Here is an 18,581-nt window from a genome sequence, read left to right as displayed (position 1 = left end):
CTTATTTGGTTGTACAAGCCAGTAATTGAATGAATGGCAGGTTGGTGGTTGATGGACCGGTGGTGATGCTGGCTGTGTGCTTACCCTTGGTAGTGGCCTGACCATTACAGCAACTGGATGCACCAGCGACATGATGCTCTGGCAAATTGACCGTCATTGAACCCTTGTGGGTATGGGTGTTGTCTTTTTGGTCTTCCATGGCGTCACCATAGGTCTTGCCTATTTGTGATGTATCTGTGGTCACAATGACAATACGACCGGCTGCATCTTTGGCAGCATTGGTACCGCTTGGGCATTCGGATGATGCCACAAAAAACACCATTCCAGTTGGTAAATCCTGGGCCAGCACAGGATTAAAATATATGGCTGTCAGTAAGACGCCAAGGCCGGTGATGATTTTGTTTCTTCGCATGATAAATAGCTCCTCTTTTTTATTGGTTGATGGTTCAGGATGTCCTGTATCAGTTCTGCGCTCAGCTTACGGCTGTTAATATGCTCATATGAGTACAATGACACTGTCCATAATGCGCCAATATATTATGGAAGTCCTTACCCTTTTATTGAATAGTCTTACTGAAACCTTACTGGCTGTAATATTGTTTAAATTCAATGGGATAGAATGTTTTGCTGAAAACAAAACATAAAGTGACTTGTTTCCCAAACATGGAAAAGACCTTCATTTCATCAATGCTTTCAGCGTCATTGGATTACTTTTGTGGTCATTGTGTGAGGTTTTATGTGGTTCAATTTTTTTGGGGGTTCCATACACTCAATAAACAGGAACATTGAAATTCAATTGGTAAATCCAAACCAATCACTTGATTAGCAACAGAAAATAACACTGTTTTAGGTTTCAGTGGTTTTTCAGCTTGAAATTGAGTTCATATAGGAACATGATTGGGGTGTCATTCTGGATTGAAGTCATAAAACCCAATCACAGTACATTGTTTGGCAAGTGCGAGCATCAAGGGATGATTCTAAACCGGGCTTATTGCCATGATAAGGATTTTGGACAGGAAGCCATTGTGTAATGACGCATTTGAGGATACAGAAAATGCCACGAATTGGGTTCAATTATTTATGCTGACAGATATGCATTCAGTCCTTCAACAAAACTGGTTTCAGTTAATTCTTGTTGCTGTTTTTGGGTTCATTACCGGTCTTGAGTTGCGTGAATATTTGCAACAACGTGCTGCCGAAATAAAGATCAAACCTGGTCTGAAATTTGGCACCAGTCGAACTTATACATTTGTTGCTGTACTGGGTTACTTGTTTTTTATCATAGATCCCACCTTGCTTCTGTATGTGGTGGGTTTAGCGGTTGTTTCGATTTTACTGGCACTGTTTTATTATAAAAAACTGCAGTCTGATCACACCCACAGCATTCAACCCATCATGGTTTTAATGGTTTTCACCTATGGACCCATCACTGTTTTAATGCCTTTATGGATGCTGGTCCTGGTTTTTGTTGTGGTAATTTTTACCCTTAATGCCAAACCATTAGAAACCAAACTTGTTAATGCCATTGAGCCCAATGAGATTTTCACCCTGGCTAAGTTTCTGTTGTTAATGGGGGTCATTTTGCCTTTGATGCCAACAGCGCAAATTTCAGAACACATTCCCACATCACCGTTTAAGATTTGGCTGACGGTGGTGGTCATCTCTGCCATTTCATATCTGGGCTATATCCTCAAACGATATGTTTTCAAAAAACAGGGTTATTTGCTGATGGGGATCATTGGCGGTGTTTACTCCAGCACCGCCACAACCCTGGTGTTGGCGAAGAAAGCCAGGAGATTAAAAAACGCAAACTTCAGTCTCAATGCTGGTGTCGTATCAGCCACTGGCATGTTGTATATCCGATTATTGGTGTTAATCAGTATTTTTAACCCTCTGATCTTAATGCATGCCAGTTTGCCCCTAGGGGTCATGGCTTTTTTAAGTTTTGTGGCTGCTTTTTTAATTAATAATAAAGTGGATAAATCAACCAGTCAAGGCGTCGTTGAGACGTCCAAAAGTAACCCGCTTGAGCTTCAGGTTGCGGTGCTTTTTTCTGTGTTATTCATCGCAATGACAGTCATTACTCAACTTGTCATTACGCATTATGGGTATGTTGGCTTGAACTTCTTGTCCTTCATTATTGGCTTTACTGACATTGATCCTTTTATCTTGTCCGTTCTTACCGGGCATTTTCAAGGCATCAATGCGCATCAAATCACCACTGCGATTCTGATTGCTGCTGCCAGTGATAATTTACTTAAAGCCATCTACTGTTATCTTTTCAGTGGACGTAAAAACACCCAAGCCGCGATCATTTCTTTGTTGGTGCTATCTGCACTCACACTGGCTTTTGCGCTGGTACCTGCTTTTTATTGATCGTTATCAATGGCGTTATCAATGGGGTCAGAGTCATTGATTCCTGCGTCCGATCAATGAATAATAATGGCATGATAAACAAGCCACCCAAGCACGCCGAAAATAACCCTCCTTCCTTGCTTGACGGCATCAGAGTACTGGACCTCAGTCGGGTTCTGGCGGGACCCTGGGCCAGTCAAGTGTTGGCGGATTTTGGGGCGACGGTATGGAAGATTGAAAAGCCCGGGGTAGGCGATGACACTCGCCATTGGGGGCCTCCCTATCTGGATGGTGAGCTCACTGAGGAATCAATGTCAGCTTATTTTCTGGCTGCCAATCGCGGTAAGCATTCGGTGTGCATCGACATCTCCCAAAAAGAGGGGCAGCGCCTGATCATGGAGCTGGCACAAAAAGCCGATGTGCTGATTGAAAATTATAAAGTGGGTGGGTTGAAGAAGTATGGCCTTGATTATCCACGCTTGGAATTGCTTAATCCGGGTTTGATTTACTGTTCCATCACTGGGTTTGGCCAGACCGGTCCGCAGGCCCATGAGGCGGGTTATGATGCCATGATCCAGGCCAGTGGTGGATTGATGAGTGTCACTGGCGAACCGGTGGAACAGGGCGGTCAGGCGCAGAAAGTTGGAGTGGCAGTCACTGATCTGATGACCGGGATGTATGCCACCACCGGTATCCTGGCAGCCCTCAATCACCGCCATATAACAGGGCAGGGTCAATACATTGATTTGTCCCTGCTAGACACCCAAATTGCCATGCTGGCTAATCAGGGCATGAATTACCTGGTCAGCGGAAACATTCCCCAGCGCCATGGAAATGGCCATCCCAACATTGTTCCTTATCAGACGTTCAGTTGCGCTGATGGCGAGCTGTTGTTGGCGGTTGGTAACGATGAACAGTTCAGCAAGGCTTGTGTGGTGTTGGGTCTGGATGAGTTGATGCTTGATGAGCGGTTTGGGACCAATCGTGGCCGTGTAGAACACCGGAACCGTTTGGTCCCTGTTCTGGCCCAAGCGATTTTATCGCAGCCTGTTCATTATTGGCTGGATGCTTTACAACAGGCTGGAGTGCCGTGTGGACCTGTGAATGACATTGCACAGGCCCTTAATCAGCCTCAGGTGAAACACCGGGGTATGGTTTTTGAGTCGACCGGTGAACATGATCAAATCATTCCGCAACTGGCCAATCCGCTGAAATTTTCCAATGCGGAATTGTGTTATCAGTTACCACCACCGCAATTGGGTGGTTCGACCAGAGAGGTTTTGTCAGAGGAACTGGGTATGTCTGATGAAGCGATCATGCAATTAGTTGAGCAGGGTGTGGTGGCTTAGATTCATTGGCTGGCAATTGCTTATGCTCTTGGGAGACCTGGGTACCCGGGCCTCGATTTTAAAATTGGCAGCCATTCAAACCACGCCCGAGGATGAGGCATGAAGCAAGTTGATCGGAATAGAATTCCCGGGTGGGTGTGACATCAGTTCATCATAGAGCGGCTGATGCCGGCGCTTCAATACTGGGAGCGTGGACTTCAGTGCTCGTGTAGGTTGAGCTTATGGCTTTATGTGTGGGATAAATGTTTAAGCGTTCATTTGTCATGGCGGACCGCAGGCACGCATATTCCATCAGTCTAACGAGATCATGAGTTTGCCTCAGTCAGCAATCAACCTAATTGGGTTTCGCTTCGTTACTCGCCATGACTGAAGTCAAAAGGCCTTACCAGCTTTTAAACCCGCGGATGACGTGGGGAGGTCTTTCAACCACGTTTTTTGTAGAGGTGTTGGACGTCATGGTCCCGGTGGTGGTCGAGGATGTCGTCGAGTTTGTGGCCGATTTTGGTGCAGATTTTGATTTGTTGCAGACACGGCCAGGTTGAGCGTTCGCCTTCGAACACCAGTTCATTGATCTCCTCGGTACTGAGTTGCCCCAGGAGTTTTTGTGGGTTGACGAAACTGAAACTGGGAACGATGTTGATGTCGCCTTTGTATTCCTGTGCAACGGCTGAATGAAACATACTCATGGCCTGACCGACCTTGGGCATTTTACGCAGGTAGCGACGGCTGAAGTATTCGCCGCTTTTGAGCATTTCATGGGTGGACAACCGGACCACGTTCTTGACGCCATCGGGGACCGGTAAATAATCTTCACCTTTCATGATGGCCAGAGACAATGGATTGGCCTGGCTGACGATGTAATGATTGACGCCATAGAGTCTGGCCAGTCTTTTGGCCGGTAAGTCATCGGTCACCGCGCCATCCACCCACAATCGGTCGGGCAGATAGGGTTGGGCCTCGCCGTAGACGTTTTTCGCCATCAGCATCACCGGTTCAAAGATGCCCGGTACCGCACATGAAGCCATGACCGCCGAGCGCACAAACACATTGGGTGAGGTGATGGCATTCATCAGCCTGGATTTCTGGTGCTCCTCATAAGGGGCGATGGTGATACTGATCATGCGGCCGGTTTTTTCATAAGCTTCCTGAAAGGTCATGTCCGGAATGACAGCCTCCAGCAAGAGTTTCAATGACTCTGAGTCAGTTTGTTTGCGGATCAGCCGCCTGCGGTATTTATCAATTTCGCCCTGCAGCGGATCCAGTGTGGTGGTGTCATGCAGCAAGGCGGTTAATTCGTCATCCGTCCGGGTCCCCAGTAAAGCTGCTGAGATTGAGCCGGCGCTGGATCCTGAGATGACGTTGGGGATCAGCTTGTGTTCAAACAGGGATTTGATCACCCCGCGATGAAAGTGACCCAGCGAACCCGCGCCACTGAGCATCAGAGCTGAACGCCCAAAACAATGGCTGGCGCGTTCGAAAAAGTCCAGTTTGTCTTGCTGCGTGATTTCTTTGGAGGCAGGAATGGTGGAAATGTATTCCAGGGCTTCGACAATTTCATCGACGTAATCAGTGATCAATTGTTTGGTGCCAAACTTCGCCAGCTGATGGAGCTTGGATGCCCCCATGCCGCCTTGATTACCATGGATACCTTCATTCAATGCAAACAACAGTCCAACGTCGTCCTGTTGGCGTCTGAGTGTTCTCAGGATATCCAGCCTGGTGCGGATGTTCTTATAATCATAACTGTTGGATTCTTCTTTGTGTTTCCAGGCTTCGAAACCGGAGATCGCATCGTGTTTGAGCGCAGACTCCTTCCAGGCTGCATAACTCTGTGCCTGGCGCATCTTGTATTCCAGATACCTGAGCGAAATCGTGTTGTTGAATGAAAACATTGAATCAGTTTTACCTAACCATCAGAAGAGGCCATTATTATAAGCAAAAATAAGCAGTGATTTGGTTGATATTAGTCAATGGTTTTGGTGTATTGGTTCGATTTGGTGGTTGATGTTGTTCCGGGGCAGTGGTCTTTGGTTTATAAGACCCTGGTTTCCGGCTTTCGCCTGGACGTGTTGTGATTTTATTGGGTTATTGACTGATTGACGCGTTCAATATGAAATTTCTGCCAGACAACGGCTGAAGCCGGTGATCCAATTCATTGGAACGTGGACTTCAGTCCACTTCAGAAAGACCTGTATTGCAGGCTGGGGCCTCTGGTTGAGGCCCCGGTGTGCATTTTTCTTTCAATCAATCCAAATCCCTGCCAGGGGTATAAGGAGCACCGGCGTCATCCAGTTCGGACTCATACGATTCCAGGGCATCCAGATAGGTATTCAGGTCTTGCTGGAATTGTGTGAAGTCTGCCTGAGCAATCCGGATGTGGTTTTGCTGGTCGGTGGTAGGGGGTTGGGTGGTTCGCCAATGGCCGTATGCCACGGTACCGATTCTGGATCGAATGGATGGAGCCGTGCTTTCATTGAGGCTTTGTCGTGCGGCGTCACCATTCAGTTGTTGGATCAAGTCGGACAATTGGTCCTCCAATTGTTTCAATGCAGCAAAATGTGTGGCTTTGGCATGTGGGGTTTCCAGCAGCGCGGCTTGCAGATGTTTCAGACGATTTCGGGCTTCCTGAAGTTTTCTGCCGGCAGCCGACACCTGACGTGAGAGTTCGCTGGTTTGCTGTTGGAAAGCGGTGGCGGCGGCGTATTGTGCTGGTGGTACCGTATCGACCACCGGTTTAACGGTGAAGCCTTGTGACTCGCCCTGGGTCTGGAGTTGACCATTGTCGACCAGGTACAGTGCCACCTGGTAGTCACCCGGAGCGACCAAAGGTCCTTCAGGGTCGCTCACCCAGGGTGGCTTGAACGCGGGTTGTGAAAAACTGATGGGATTGGGTGCTGAACGCTTGAGGTCCCAACTGGTGCGGTGCAGGCCGGCACGGCTGGCACCTTTGAGCCAGCGTACCGGCTGACCCTGGGAATCACTGACCAGTAACAATACCTGTGGTGTGTCTTCTTTGCTTTCAGTGGCCAGGGCTTCCCAACCTGGGAATGGCACATTGGATTGTTCTGCTGCCAGTTCTTTTTCGCGGTCCTCGCGTTGTTGTTTGGCGGTTTGTGGAATGTCACTGAGGTAGTAAGTGAAGACCGCGCCAAAAGGCGGGTTGTCGCTGGCAAAGCGGGTGGTGCCTTGACCGGGCATGCCGGTGGCCTGCATCGGCACACTGGGCACATACCACCAGGCATCTCTGACCGGCAGCAGGGTATTTTCTTTGTCCTCGATGACCCGGTTGATGTGTCGCAACGGTGAGTAGTCATCGAGCACATAAAAACCACGGCCAAAGGTAGCCCCGACCAGGTCATGATCGCGGTGGTGAATTTCAATGTCCCGGAATGAGATGGTCGGCACGCCGGCGCTCAGTTTGATCCAGTTTTCTCCCAGGTTGGGTGAAAAATACATGCCAAACTCGGTGCCAATGAATAACAGGTTTTCATCGACATGATCCTGTTTCAAAACCCAAACCAGGGTGTCTTTGGGCAGGTCACCATTGATTGATTTCCAGCTTTTGCCCAGGTTGGTGCTGATGAAAATATAAGGTTGGAAATTGCCGAATTTATGGGCGTCAGCCACGGCAAAAACGGTGTTGGCGTCATGGGATGAGGCTTCCACATCGTTGATGAATGAGCGGGCTGGGATTTTGGGTAATTGACTGGCTTTCCAGTTGACTCCGCCGTCAGTGCTGACATGCACCAGACCATCGTCTGAACCGGTATACAGCAGGCCCTCGCTGAGTGGTGATTCATCAATCGCGGTCAGGGTGGCGTATTTGGACATGGCGCCGGTGTCATACAGTGAATCGACACTCCATACCCGGTTGTCCATGGTCTCCAGTTCATAGCGATTGGTATTGGTGGTCAGGTCGGGGCTGATCGGGGTCCATGAGTTGCCGCGGTCATCGCTTTGCCAGACGCGCTGTGAGCCAAAATAAATCCGTTTGTGGTTGTGCGGGCTGATTTCAATCGGACTGTCCCAGTTCCAACGTTCAGGCGGGTCATTGGGCCCAGCGGCAGGTTGGATGTAAATGACTTCCTCAGTGCGGCGATCATGGCGGTGCAGGGTGCCTTGTTGTATTTGCTGATAAGAAATGAAAGGGTCTTGGGGGTCAAACACGGTGTCTGAACCATCTGCGCCCAACGGCACATACCAGTCCTGATTACGCACCCCTTCGGTGTTCATGGTTCTGGAAGGGCCGTGCAGGGTGCCCAGATCCTGGGTGCCGCCAATGATGTTGTAGAACGGTTCACTGTTGTCCAGGTCCAGTTTATAGAATTGCGCGATGGGCAGGTTGGGGAAGTGGCGCCAGGTGGTGCCTTCGTCCCAGGATTCATACAGGCCGCCATCGGTGCCGGAAATCAAGTGTTTGCCATCCTTCGGATCGATCCACAGGGCATGGTTGTCGCTGTGTTTTTCCCGGCCGGTGCCCAGGTAGTTGAAGGTTTTGCCGCCATCACGGGTGACGTGATAGAACACGTCCATCTGATACACCAGATCAGGGTCCACGGGTGAAGCCTCAATTTCCTGGTAGTAATGTGGCCCTGTCCCCCCTGACGTGTAACTGTTGCGTTTTTCCCAGCTTTCGCCTTGGTTGATGGAGCGGTAAAAGCCTTTTTCCTTGTCGTCTGCTTCAATGGTGGCGTACACCAGCTCAGGGTTGGCCGGTGTCACTGCGAGGCCGATTTTGCCCATGTGGCCTTTGGGCAGACCAGTGGTGACCTGACGCCAGGCTGTTCCGTTATTGGTGGATTTATAAATCCCTGAATCAGGACCTCCAGCGAGGAAAGACCAGGTGTTTCTGCGGCGTTGATAGGCCGCGGCATACACCACATCAGGGTTGCCAGGTTGAAACTCAAGATCAGTGATGCCGGTGTTTTCATCAAGGTCCAGCACCAGTGACCAGGTTTCCCCAGCGTCTGTGGATTTGTACACCCCTCGTTCTCCACCTGCCGACCACAACGGGCCTTCAGCAGCGACCAGGATCACATCGCTGTTACGTGGGTCAATGAGGATTCTCCCGATGTGTTCGGATTGTTCCAGCCCCATGTGCTGCCAGCTATGGCCGCCGTCTTTACTTTTATAAACGCCATCGCCCCATGCCACATGCCGGCCACTGACGTTTTCACCGGTACCTACCCAGATCACCTCTGAATGATTGGGATCGATGGTCACCGTACCGATGGAATAAGATTTCTGGGCGTCAAAGATGGGGCTCCAGGTGGTTCCCCGGTTGGTGGTTTTCCACAGACCACCGGAGCCCACTGCCACATACCAGGTACTTTTATTGGTGTGGCTCACTGCAATGTCAGCTATCCGGCCACCCATAAACGCCGGTCCGATGCTGCGCATGGGAAGGCCCGATGCGGCTTTGGTGATGGCTGCTGTGTGGTCGGTTTTGGCGCTCAATGGGGGGCTGGAGAACAAGGGAAGGATGAACAGTAAGGTGAGGGCAAGTCGATTGTTGATCATGGGTTAAACTCTGTACAGGTGATAAAAACGAAATTATCTAACCACAGATGACTGAGACAAGCAAATGAAGTTCATGATGTTGTGCTCATTTGGATGCTGTGCATGGCTGCTGGCGTGATTGCTGCAACACAGTGTCCCTCGCATGAATCAAATGGTTGGTACGTGATTTGTGCCGGCTGAAGTCGGTGCTGCGGAAGTGGCAGGGATGGAATGACGTCAGTACGGGGCTCCAGTGCGAACCGCAGGTATGGCAATCTCACTTTATCGGTGAACTGGGTGTCATGATTGCCGGCTGGCTTGTTCAGTCCAGGTATCATGGTGCTCAGTCAATCGCAAGGGGTGAATCAAACCCATGGCCATGTGACCTCATCTTTTATCAGTTCAACATACAATACAGTGGTTCATGATCCATATACACAGAGTCATATAAAATTTTCTCATGAGGTGACAATATGTAATGTGTTTTGGGGATACAATCATGGACATGAAAACTTCATTCTCCAGGCGAGCAATAGTTTGGTTCAGTCCGGGCTTGCTGTTGTTATCGACCGACATGGTGGTTTGCCGTTGTTGCAAACCACATCCTGAGGGCATGCGTCGCCTGTCGGTTGAACCTCTGCTGATGATTGCCCTGGTCTGGCTGGAGGCTTATTCGCTGCTGCATCGTTTATCGACAGGAACTCATGTCACATTCAATCATTAAACATCACTGGTTTATTTGGCTTTTTGCGATGTTGTTTGTCGTGGAGTTCACCCTCCTGGCAATCAATCCGGCGAGCAGAAGTGTCTGGTTTTTAGAAAACTTACTGGTCTTTGTATTTGTGTTGTTGGTGATTAAATACCATCGCAGACTGTGCTTTTCTGAACCGGCATGGTTGATGATACTGGTGTTCCTGATGTTTCATGAGTTGGGGGTTTATTACACATATTCTCATGTCCCTTATCAACAATGGTCAGCAGCCATTTTCAGTGATGATATCGTCCGTTCGGCTGCCTGGCAACGTAATCATTATGATCGCTGGGTTCATTTTCTTTTTGGCTTATTGATCGTTTTGCCTGTTCGTGAGTTGTGTGTTCAGATCAGCCAGAGTCACAGTTCATGGACTTCATTTGTGGCGTTCAATGTCATCGTGGCTGTATCAGCTCTCTATGAATTGCTGGAGTGGGCTGTGGCCATTGTATTTGGAGGAGAGCTGGGTGTTGAATACATCGGTATACAGGGGGATGTCTGGGACAGCCACAAAGACCTTTTTATGGCAGTAACAGGTGCTTTGCTGACTTTGTTAGTGCGTTTTATGATCAGGGTCATTGGCCAAACCAGATAAAGCTGGAAGTTTGCGGTGCTTTTAATCAGTACCTGGAATTAAAATACCTGTCAATGTTGTGACATTGTGATGATGTATGGTTGTACAATGGTTGTGGAAGATTGAATACCTCAATTATTGTTGCGGCAGAATACCTATGAATCACATCACTAAACGTAAAATCAAGTGGGCCATTGTTGCTGTGTTCACCATACTTGTCATTATATTCACCTTCCAAAATACCGAAGTCGTGCAGGTCAGATTTCTGACCTGGGATGTGTCCATGTCCCGATCAGTAATGGTCATTGGGTTGCTGTTAATCGGTTTTCTCCTGGGACGCATCACCCGGTTTCGCAAGAATCACCCGAAAAAACCTCCTGGCCAATGAGCTGATGCTCAGGTTCATCCATCCTGGTATTTAAGTTCCTTCTTTCATGTGCACTGGCGTGTCATGACCGGTCAGTCGCAAGAATGATCAATGGGTCGTTAAAACAAGCTTCAAAAGAGGCAAGTGGTCAAGGTCGCATGACCTTGTCTTTACTGACACACAATGAAGCCATTATAAATTACACATTTTGTCCATCAAAAATACTGCATGGCATGATTTGAGGCTACAATCATCAATGATGAATCGCATGACTGTACGTGGCACCATTCGCTGGCTGATCCTGGTTTTTTTACTGGCCTGGATCGTGATGGGCGTATATCACAGTTTTAAGCCACTACCGAAAGGCATTCGTTATATGTCTGCTGCCCAGCCAGCATTGAATGTTCGCTTTCTGGCTGATTACACCTGGGTCGATGAGCAACGTGTGCGGCACACAGATCAACAAATTTTCAAGCGGATCATACAGTTAATCAGTCAGGCGGAACGCCTGGTGGTGCTTGACATGTTTTTGTTCAATGATTTTGCCGGAGATCCGAATGGTGATGACCCAAACATTAGGCCCTTATCTGATGAACTCGCTGCTGTATTGATAGAACGCAAGAGACAGGTTCCAGATCTGCGGGTTGTGCTGATCACCGATCCAATCAACCATTTATACGGCGGTCTGAGGTCTGCACGCTTGACCCGGCTGGCCACAGCGGGTGTCGAAGTGGTGATGACAGACCTGAATCGCTTGCGTGATTCAAACCCAATCTGGTCTGGCTTCTGGAGGTTGTGTTGCCAATGGTTTGGCAATTCGAACTCAGGGGGCTGGTTACCCAATCCGGTTGGTAATGATCAGGTAACACTCAGAACCTGGCTCAGATTACTTAATTTCAAAGCCAATCACCGCAAAGTAATGGTGACAGATTCTGGTGAGGAATTGGTTGGTTTGGTGACATCCGGTAACCCACATGATGCCAGCAGTGCTCATGGAAACGTGGCCCTCGAATTCATGGGCGATGCGGTGACTGATTTATTGGCGGCAGAACAGGCGGTGATGGACTTTTCTGCTGCTCATTCTGCTGCATTGGTGGAGCCGGATTCATTGAGTCATTCAACAGACTCATCAGCCTTGATTCAGGTGTTGACCGAAAGCAACATACGAGACGTGGTTATTAAGCTCCTGGAGCAAAGTAGAGCGGGTGATCGTGTGGACTTGAAGATGTTTTATCTTTCTCACCGGCCCATCATTCAAGCCCTGATCCAGGCGCATGAACGAGGCGTCAGTCTGCGGGTGTTACTGGATCCAAATGAAGATGCATTTGGCAAAAAGAAAAATGGCATTCCGAATCGTCAGGTAGCTGCTGAATTGCACAGGGTAGGGATCCCGGTTCGGTGGTGCGATACCCATGGCGAGCAATGCCACAGCAAAATGATGCTTTTTCACCGGACTCATGCAGCCAGTCAATTGCTGTTGGGGTCAGCCAATTTCACCCGCCGCAACCTGGATGATTTGAACCTGGAAACCAATGTGTTGCTGACCGGAGATGGCCAATTACCGGCAATCGTCAACGCAATGGGGTATTTCGAACGGTACTGGAACAATGGGCCGGATCAAAACTTCAGCCAGCCATATGAATATTACATGGACGAGGGTTGGTTGAGGTATTGGCGCTATCGGTTGATGGAAGCCAGCGGATTATCTACCTTCTGATATCAGTACACCTTTTTCTCAGTAAGTCTTGCCTTATGAATTATTGAAACCAATGTTTCTGAATCATTGGTTTTACCTGTTTTTAAGAATTTTTGCCCTGAATTTAATAACTCAAAATGACACTGTTGAAGGATCATATGTCGTGTAGCGCGTGATATGACTCACCGCTCAAACTTAACCATTAAATTGACTGATAAGGAGATATCAACATGTTAAAACCCAACCTAACCGGCATCGAATCATGCCGATCATTCGGTGCATTACTGCTGGTGATGATCAGTACACCATTGTGGGCAACCGTAGCCACAATTGAACCAGTGACTGAGGATATGATGAATGCATCATTGATCATTAAAGGCACTGTGCTCAACATCGAAACCAGCCATCAAAACACGCCTGTTCAGAACTTTGTAAAATCTGCGGCAATCAAAGATCAGGGTTTTGAAAGTATTTTCACCACATATACATTTGCCAAGGAAGAAGTGATCAAAGGTTCGCATGAATTGAATACCTTTCAGGTCAGTATCAAAGGAGGTTGTGATTTGGATTCCGGGATATGTGAAGAACACTTGTATGAGTATGGTTTACAAGCAGGAACCGAAAAAATCATGTTTTTGGACTACAACCATGATTTACAGGCTTATCAGCCCATCCAGGAGATTGATTCAGCATTTGAGACAACAAGTATCAAATCATTGAACCCCAAAGGCAGCAAGTTCAATCAATTGCCGATTGCAATCATCAGCGGCCTGAATTGCATCTATCTTGATTGTCACGCCAATGCCTTTGCTAGTTGGGACCCTGATGGACAAATTGTGAATTACAGATGGGATACCCCCATTGGTCATTTGTTTGGTCCGAGTCAATTCTTCCGGGTGCCCTGGGGTGGAACCCATTGGGTTAGTTTGTGGGTAACAGATAACAACAATGCCACAAGTTTTACATCTGCAATTGTCACGGCCTTCAATCCGCCAACACCGATCGATGAAGATGATTATGATGACGTTGGTTTACGGGGCTATACCGATGATTATGAGGGCAACGCTGAATCCTTATCTATTGGACAATCCCAGTTGCATAACTTCCATGATGCGGGTGATGAGGATTGGACCATGGTGTGGTCATCTGCTGCCAGGGCCTACGAATTCAGTACCCAGCTCATTGGTGCCAACGCAGACACCATTGCTGAAGTTTATAAAGTGACGGATATTGAGGTCAATCCTAACTTCCCGGGGCAAAACAGATTCATCATCAACAACATGCAGTTGGTTGGCAGTGATACCGGCAGCGGACATTCTTCAGTCATATTCAACTCTGAAGCAGGCTTTCTGTATGTGATGAAAACCCAGTCTAGAACCAACAGTTTTGGTAATGATACAGATTATGAAGTCTTTTTGAATGCTGTGCCTATCGCAGCAGATCAGTATGACGACGTTTCAGTCAGAGGATATGTGGATGACTACGAGGGTGATGCACAATCCTTATCTGCAGGTCAAACGCAATGGCACAATTTCCACGACAATGGCGATCAGGACTGGACCATGGTGTGGTCATCAACGGTCAGGGACTATCGGTTCAGTGCAGAAATGATCGGTGCCAACTCTGATGCCAAAGTGGCGGTCTATAAAGTCACCGACATAGTGGTAAACCCCAACTACCCAAATCAAAACAGGTTCATCATCAATGCGATGCAACATGTTGGAAGTGCGAATAACCCAGGCACTTCATCAGTTACATTCACATCAGAGGCAGGATTCCTCTATGTGATGAAAACAGAATCAAGAACCAACAGCTATGGTGCTGGAACTGAGTACAAGTCTCAACTGGAATTTGTCACAAACTGATTGATTGAATTGGTTAAACCTTACAAGGCCAGCCGTGATATTAACTGCTGGCCTTTTTTCATTGGGTCACATGATCAAACAAGTTGTGGCCTTGCTTATTCTGGAATCATGGAGTGGCTTGGTAAACTGGAGTGATTTCGAACCCAGCTTTTTTGAGCAGATTAATTACGCCGTTTGGCCCACCCAGGTGGCCGGCACCCACAGCAAATAAAGTGGGCTTTTTTTCCATGATGGCAGGCATTTTAGCCACCCATTTCATATTTCTGGCGTCCAGTACTGCGTCACTCAGTTCGGCACTGTTTTCGGCCATTTGCAACTGCTCAATGATTAACTGGTAAATGGCGTCGATGTCTTCTGAATAATATGCACTGAGGATGGCCTGGAACATGTCCGGTAACATGCCAAAAGCTTTCATTTCTTGTTCTGTCCAGGCGCCATCACGTTTGGGTGGCTCCATTGCTTTGAGCACGGAAATTTGTTCTTCGATTGATTCAAGTTCACCAATGGGCATATCTTTTTCTTTGGCCATGGCTTCCAATCCTTCCTCTACACCAACGATCGGACAGTCAAAACTGCTGACCAACAGGGCTGCTGAAATGGCAAACATTTCCATGTTATTGAACAGTTTGATGTCAAAATCAGTGTGCTTTTCAATGATTTCACTGAGTTGTGCATATTGAATTGATGAAAGTCGCTCCACAAGGGGTTGGTCGTTAACCATGGCCGACATCATCCGAGCATTTTTTTCAGGGGTGTCAACGGTGAGTTCAACAATCAATTGTTCCACCTGGTTCATGGTTGATGCCAACCTGGGATCAGCTTTGCGATCGGCTGCACACATGATGTGTATGGTGCCCAGGATGTATGAGGGTTGTGGTAAATCCGGGCCACTGATTTTCCAAAGCAATGAGCTTTCCCCTTGATTGTCAGCGATGGTCAGGGTGGTGAAGAAGGATAACAGCAAAAAGGCAGATGTTTTAATGATTGATTCCATATAAAAATTTCCATGTGATTAACAGTCAGCATTGTCACCGATGAATGTGTTTGTTGGTTCATTCAGCAGCATACGCTTCATTGTAGGTGATTCGCTTCGTTATGCCAAATCCTGAAGCCATTGTTTGATGCGGCTTTGATGGGTCTCACCAATGGGCACTTCAGTTTCTCCCAATTCAATGTCATGGTTGGTGTATGCAGTGATGTGGTCTCGGTTAACGATATAGGAACGGTGCACCTGAATGAATTGTGAAGGCAAACTGCTGAGCAGGGCTTTGAGGGTGGTTTTGGTGATGCAGGTACCGCTGTTGGTGTGGATTTGCAGGTAGTCTTTGAGTCCCTGAATGTACCTGATGTCATGGTAATTAATTTTGATCGACTTGCGGTTGCTGCGGATAAAGATGTATTCAGGTGTTGATTCGGTTTGTTGGGTGACGGATGTATGGACTTTTCTGCTGTTTTTGAATCGCTCAATGGCTTTGAAAAAACGGGCAAAGGTGATGGGTTTGAGCAAGTAATCCACGGCTTCCAGCTCAAATCCATCGATCGCGTATTCGCGGTAAGCGGTGGTGAATATGACACTGGGTTTGTGGCTCAGGCTGTGGTAAAAATCGGTGCCTTTGAGCACCGGCATTTCAATGTCCAGAAACAACAGATCAATGTCATGATCGGTTAAATATAGACTGGCTTCAATGGCACTGGCACAAGAAGCCACCAGTTCAAAGTCAGTGAGCTGCTGCAGATGGGCCTCGATCAAATCACGGGCCAGTTTTTCATCATCCACAATCAGGCACTTAATCGTTGATTCAGCCACCGTCGCCACCTCTGCTGGGGAGTTCAAGGGAGACGAAATATTCGGTATCGGTTTCATTGATGTGTAATTGATACACCCCGGGATACAACAGTTCCAGTTGTTTTTTGAGGTTGTCTGAACCAATGGCCGTTTTGGCTTGGGAGATACCCGGATGATTGGGTTTGGTGTTGCGGATGTTGAATGTGACACAATGATCATCTGCGTTGATGTCGATGTCGATCTCAGCCTGATTCAACGCTTGGCTGGCACCGTGTTTGAAAGCATTCTCTACCAGTGACAAGTACAGTAAGGGGGCCACTTTGGCTGAGGTGTTTTTGGTGTTGTGATGAAAGCTGACCTGAACCCGGTCACCATAGCGCAGGCTTTCCAGGGCAATGTAGTTGTTGATCATGTCTATTTCAGCCGTCAGAGACACATAACGTTCATTGCACTGGTAAAGCACATAATCAAAGATCCCGGATAGTTTAGCAATGGCTTCGGCGGTGTGTGTTGAGCCATTAATGGCCATGGAATAGATGTTGTTCAGGGTATTGAAGATGAAGTGTGGGTTGAGTTGGTTTTTCAGGGCATTCAATTCGGCTTCTTGTTTTTGTTGTTTCAGGGCCAGCAGCTGTTTTTGTTGTTGATAAAAGCTGACTGCAATAAGGATCACTGCAGGAAACGACAATGTGGGGAGTTTGGACAACAGGATGTATTTGATCAGAAATGAAAAGCCCAGTCTTTCCAGCAGTGAGTAATCAGCCAGTTTGTCGAGATAAAAAGCGCCATAAGTGAGCGGATAAGCTGGTTCCAGGTACAGGTAACTGACCAGGATATACAGTTCAGCGGCGAACAAGGCTGAAAGCAAGAAAGCCAGGAAAAACAGCGCGATTTTTTCTTTATTCAGTAATCTGGGTACCCACAGGTTATGTGCCAGTACATACAGCAATCCCTGCAGCACAGTGGTCAGGCCACCAACCTCTATGGCTTCCCGAATGCCGGAGAGTCGTTGCCACTCCGGACCGAGGTTGATCATGAAGACCGCTGTCCAGAACAGCAGTTGCAGCATGAATTTGGGTTTGTATTCGGCTATCAATTTACCAGGCTGAAGAGTTTAAACCGACTCAAGTATAGCTGAAAAACTCCTCAGGACTGCGTTGAAATTAATCAATAGGTTGGACAAGTCGACCAACCGTTGTTTTTTGTCGATGAATCCGGATTTTTACGCAACTTCATGGTTGATAGCAGACTTCAATGGGTTGGTCGACTTTCTGCTTTCGCCGGGCTTTGGCTGGCTATGCTGACACTCATTCGTTCATAACCGGAGTTAATCATGAATCATTTAATCAAGCTGCAACTGTTTATGTGTGCATTATTTTTGTTCTCGCTGAGCTATTCAGACAATGGATACACATTGGATATGGCATCTCACAAGGGCCAGCCCATTGGAGCAGGCAGGGCGGTTTTGGTCACCGGGGCCAGTTCAGGCATCGGTAAACAAATCACCATGACACTGGCAGATCAGGGCTTTTTTGTCTATGCCGGTGCCAGAAAAGACCATGACATCGAAGTATTGAGTGAGTTGGATAATGTGCAGGGAATTCGTTTGGATGTGACACGGCAAAGTGACATTGATGCGGCTCTGACTTTGATTGAGCAGGGCGGTCGCGGTTTGTATGGGCTGGTGAACAACGCCGGGGTGTTTCTGTTTGACCCACTGATTGAAGTCAGTGAGCAGGACATGCGATTCATCATGGATGTCAATGTCATGGGTCCTTACCGGGTGACCAAAGCCTTTGCCCCGATGATCATTGAACGACAAGGGCGGATCACCACCATTGGTTCTGTGGCTGGCTTGTTTTCAGGTCGGTTGTTCGGCCCCTATGGGATGTCTAAATTTGCGGTGGAGGCCTATTCAGAAGCCCTGGCCAGTGAATTGCATAAATTCAACGTGGCGGTCAGTGTGGTGGAGCCCGGCAATTTTCGCTCCAACATCATGAAGAACATGGCCAAACGATTGGAACAGATCGATCAGGGGGCTCATCCGACCCGGTTTCGTGATGAAATAGAGCGCTTTGCGGGATTCACCCAAAGCGATCGTTCACACCATGCGGCGCCTATACCGGTGGCTGAAGCAGTGGTGGATTTCATGACCACTGAGCGCCCGCAATTTCGCTATCTGGTCACGCCCAACCAGGCCGAAGCGGACATGACCATCCGGCAACTGGCCAAACGGTTGGTCGAGATCAACCAGGGCCAGCGCTTTCCAATGGCTTCAGACGTGTTGCTCAAGACCGTCGAACAGTTTTTGGGTGCAGAGTGATGGGCTCAACCATCAA

The 18,581-nt window shown here is 48.0% G+C and carries 14 protein-coding genes; 8 read left to right on the top strand and 6 right to left on the bottom strand.

Going from position 1 to position 18,581, the window contains the following annotated elements; all coding sequences use genetic code 11:
• Nucleotide 1 precedes the first annotated feature (1 nt).
• Nucleotides 2-412 (bottom strand): hypothetical protein, encoded by a 411-nt coding sequence (locus tag B0475_RS03410; protein ID WP_077410030.1) that lies wholly within the window; start codon nt 410-412, stop codon nt 2-4.
• Nucleotides 413-1,092: 680 nt separating this feature from the next.
• Between B0475_RS03410 and B0475_RS03405 the strand changes: the two genes are divergently transcribed.
• Together B0475_RS03405 and B0475_RS03400 are read left to right on the top strand one after the other, a co-directional pair.
• Nucleotides 1,093-2,376 (top strand): MgtC/SapB family protein, encoded by a 1,284-nt coding sequence (locus B0475_RS03405; RefSeq protein ID WP_157892674.1) that lies wholly within the window; start codon nt 1,093-1,095, stop codon nt 2,374-2,376.
• Nucleotides 2,377-2,447: 71 nt separating this feature from the next.
• Entirely contained in the window at nt 2,448-3,704 is a 1,257-nt protein-coding gene (locus B0475_RS03400; protein WP_077410626.1) for a CaiB/BaiF CoA transferase family protein, read from the top strand.
• A gap of 422 nt (nt 3,705-4,126) precedes the next feature.
• Here B0475_RS03400 and B0475_RS03395 read toward each other — a convergent pair whose 3' ends face one another.
• A complete protein-coding gene (locus tag B0475_RS03395) occupies nt 4,127-5,596 on the bottom strand; it encodes a DUF3336 domain-containing protein (protein ID WP_077410028.1) in 1,470 nt (489 codons plus the stop codon).
• Between the two features lie 352 nt (nt 5,597-5,948).
• Nucleotides 5,949-9,224: a VPS10 domain-containing protein gene (locus tag B0475_RS03390; protein WP_077410027.1), complete on the bottom strand. Its 3,276-nt coding sequence runs from the start codon at nt 9,222-9,224 to the stop codon at nt 5,949-5,951.
• A gap of 478 nt (nt 9,225-9,702) precedes the next feature.
• Here B0475_RS03390 and B0475_RS17600 point away from each other — a divergent pair, with 478 nt between their 5' ends.
• The 5 genes from B0475_RS17600 (at nt 9,703) to B0475_RS03360 (ending at nt 14,456) form a co-directional block, all read left to right on the top strand.
• Nucleotides 9,703-9,927: a hypothetical protein gene (locus B0475_RS17600; protein ID WP_198538096.1), complete on the top strand. Its 225-nt coding sequence runs from the start codon at nt 9,703-9,705 to the stop codon at nt 9,925-9,927.
• On the top strand, nt 9,908-10,549 hold the full coding sequence (locus B0475_RS03375; RefSeq protein ID WP_077410024.1) for a DUF2238 domain-containing protein: 642 nt from the start codon (nt 9,908-9,910) through the stop codon (nt 10,547-10,549). The genes B0475_RS17600 and B0475_RS03375 overlap by 20 nt, the downstream gene beginning before the upstream one ends.
• A 136-nt stretch (nt 10,550-10,685) precedes the next feature.
• Nucleotides 10,686-10,916, top strand: coding sequence for a lipopolysaccharide assembly protein LapA domain-containing protein (locus tag B0475_RS03370; RefSeq protein WP_157892672.1), 231 nt, complete (start codon nt 10,686-10,688; stop codon nt 10,914-10,916).
• A 247-nt stretch (nt 10,917-11,163) separates the two neighbouring features.
• Nucleotides 11,164-12,612 carry a phospholipase D family protein gene (locus B0475_RS03365; RefSeq protein ID WP_232781833.1) on the top strand — a complete coding sequence of 483 codons (1,449 nt, stop codon included), beginning with the start codon at nt 11,164-11,166 and terminating at the stop codon, nt 12,610-12,612.
• A 209-nt stretch (nt 12,613-12,821) separates the two neighbouring features.
• The gene (locus tag B0475_RS03360) at nt 12,822-14,456 is read left to right on the top strand and encodes a hypothetical protein (protein ID WP_077410022.1); all 1,635 of its coding nucleotides are present in this window, start codon (nt 12,822-12,824) and stop codon (nt 14,454-14,456) included.
• Nucleotides 14,457-14,562: 106 nt separating this feature from the next.
• On the opposite strand, the gene B0475_RS03355 is transcribed toward B0475_RS03360, so the two are convergent.
• The 3 genes from B0475_RS03355 to B0475_RS03345 all read right to left on the bottom strand — a co-directional run bounded on the left by B0475_RS03355 (nt 14,563) and on the right by B0475_RS03345 (nt 17,338).
• Nucleotides 14,563-15,450 (bottom strand): TraB/GumN family protein, encoded by an 888-nt coding sequence (locus B0475_RS03355; RefSeq protein WP_077410021.1) that lies wholly within the window; start codon nt 15,448-15,450, stop codon nt 14,563-14,565.
• 99 nt (nt 15,451-15,549) lie between these two features.
• Nucleotides 15,550-16,263 (bottom strand): LytR/AlgR family response regulator transcription factor, encoded by a 714-nt coding sequence (locus tag B0475_RS03350; protein WP_198538095.1) that lies wholly within the window; start codon nt 16,261-16,263, stop codon nt 15,550-15,552.
• Nucleotides 16,256-17,338 carry a sensor histidine kinase gene (locus B0475_RS03345; protein WP_198538094.1) on the bottom strand — a complete coding sequence of 361 codons (1,083 nt, stop codon included), beginning with the start codon at nt 17,336-17,338 and terminating at the stop codon, nt 16,256-16,258. The genes B0475_RS03350 and B0475_RS03345 overlap by 8 nt, the downstream gene beginning before the upstream one ends.
• 237 nt (nt 17,339-17,575) lie before the next feature.
• On the opposite strand from B0475_RS03345, the gene B0475_RS03340 reads away from it, so the two are divergent.
• Nucleotides 17,576-18,565 carry an SDR family oxidoreductase gene (locus B0475_RS03340; protein ID WP_198538093.1) on the top strand — a complete coding sequence of 330 codons (990 nt, stop codon included), beginning with the start codon at nt 17,576-17,578 and terminating at the stop codon, nt 18,563-18,565.
• The last annotated feature ends 16 nt before the right edge of the window (nt 18,566-18,581 follow it).

Source organism: Marinicella sediminis (assembly GCF_002000055.1).
Taxonomy (GTDB): domain Bacteria; phylum Pseudomonadota; class Gammaproteobacteria; order Xanthomonadales; family Marinicellaceae; genus Marinicella; species Marinicella sediminis.
The sequence above is the reverse complement of the archived record's forward strand: the minus strand, read 5'-3'. Positions and strand labels throughout refer to the sequence as shown.

Excerpts from the sequence above, each read along its gene's own strand:
- B0475_RS03410 (WP_077410030.1), bottom strand. The coding sequence starts at position 412 with ATGCGAAGAAACAAAATCATCACCGGCCTTGGCGTCTTACTGACAGCC.
- B0475_RS03405 (WP_157892674.1), top strand. The coding sequence starts at position 1,093 with ATGCATTCAGTCCTTCAACAAAACTGGTTTCAGTTAATTCTTGTTGCT.
- B0475_RS03400 (WP_077410626.1), top strand. The coding sequence starts at position 2,448 with ATGATAAACAAGCCACCCAAGCACGCCGAAAATAACCCTCCTTCCTTG.
- B0475_RS03395 (WP_077410028.1), bottom strand. The coding sequence starts at position 5,596 with ATGTTTTCATTCAACAACACGATTTCGCTCAGGTATCTGGAATACAAG.
- B0475_RS03390 (WP_077410027.1), bottom strand. The coding sequence starts at position 9,224 with ATGATCAACAATCGACTTGCCCTCACCTTACTGTTCATCCTTCCCTTG.
- B0475_RS17600 (WP_198538096.1), top strand. The coding sequence starts at position 9,703 with ATGGACATGAAAACTTCATTCTCCAGGCGAGCAATAGTTTGGTTCAGT.
- B0475_RS03375 (WP_077410024.1), top strand. The coding sequence starts at position 9,908 with ATGTCACATTCAATCATTAAACATCACTGGTTTATTTGGCTTTTTGCG.
- B0475_RS03370 (WP_157892672.1), top strand. The coding sequence starts at position 10,686 with ATGAATCACATCACTAAACGTAAAATCAAGTGGGCCATTGTTGCTGTG.
- B0475_RS03365 (WP_232781833.1), top strand. The coding sequence starts at position 11,164 with ATGACTGTACGTGGCACCATTCGCTGGCTGATCCTGGTTTTTTTACTG.
- B0475_RS03360 (WP_077410022.1), top strand. The coding sequence starts at position 12,822 with ATGTTAAAACCCAACCTAACCGGCATCGAATCATGCCGATCATTCGGT.
- B0475_RS03355 (WP_077410021.1), bottom strand. The coding sequence starts at position 15,450 with ATGGAATCAATCATTAAAACATCTGCCTTTTTGCTGTTATCCTTCTTC.
- B0475_RS03340 (WP_198538093.1), top strand. The coding sequence starts at position 17,576 with ATGAATCATTTAATCAAGCTGCAACTGTTTATGTGTGCATTATTTTTG.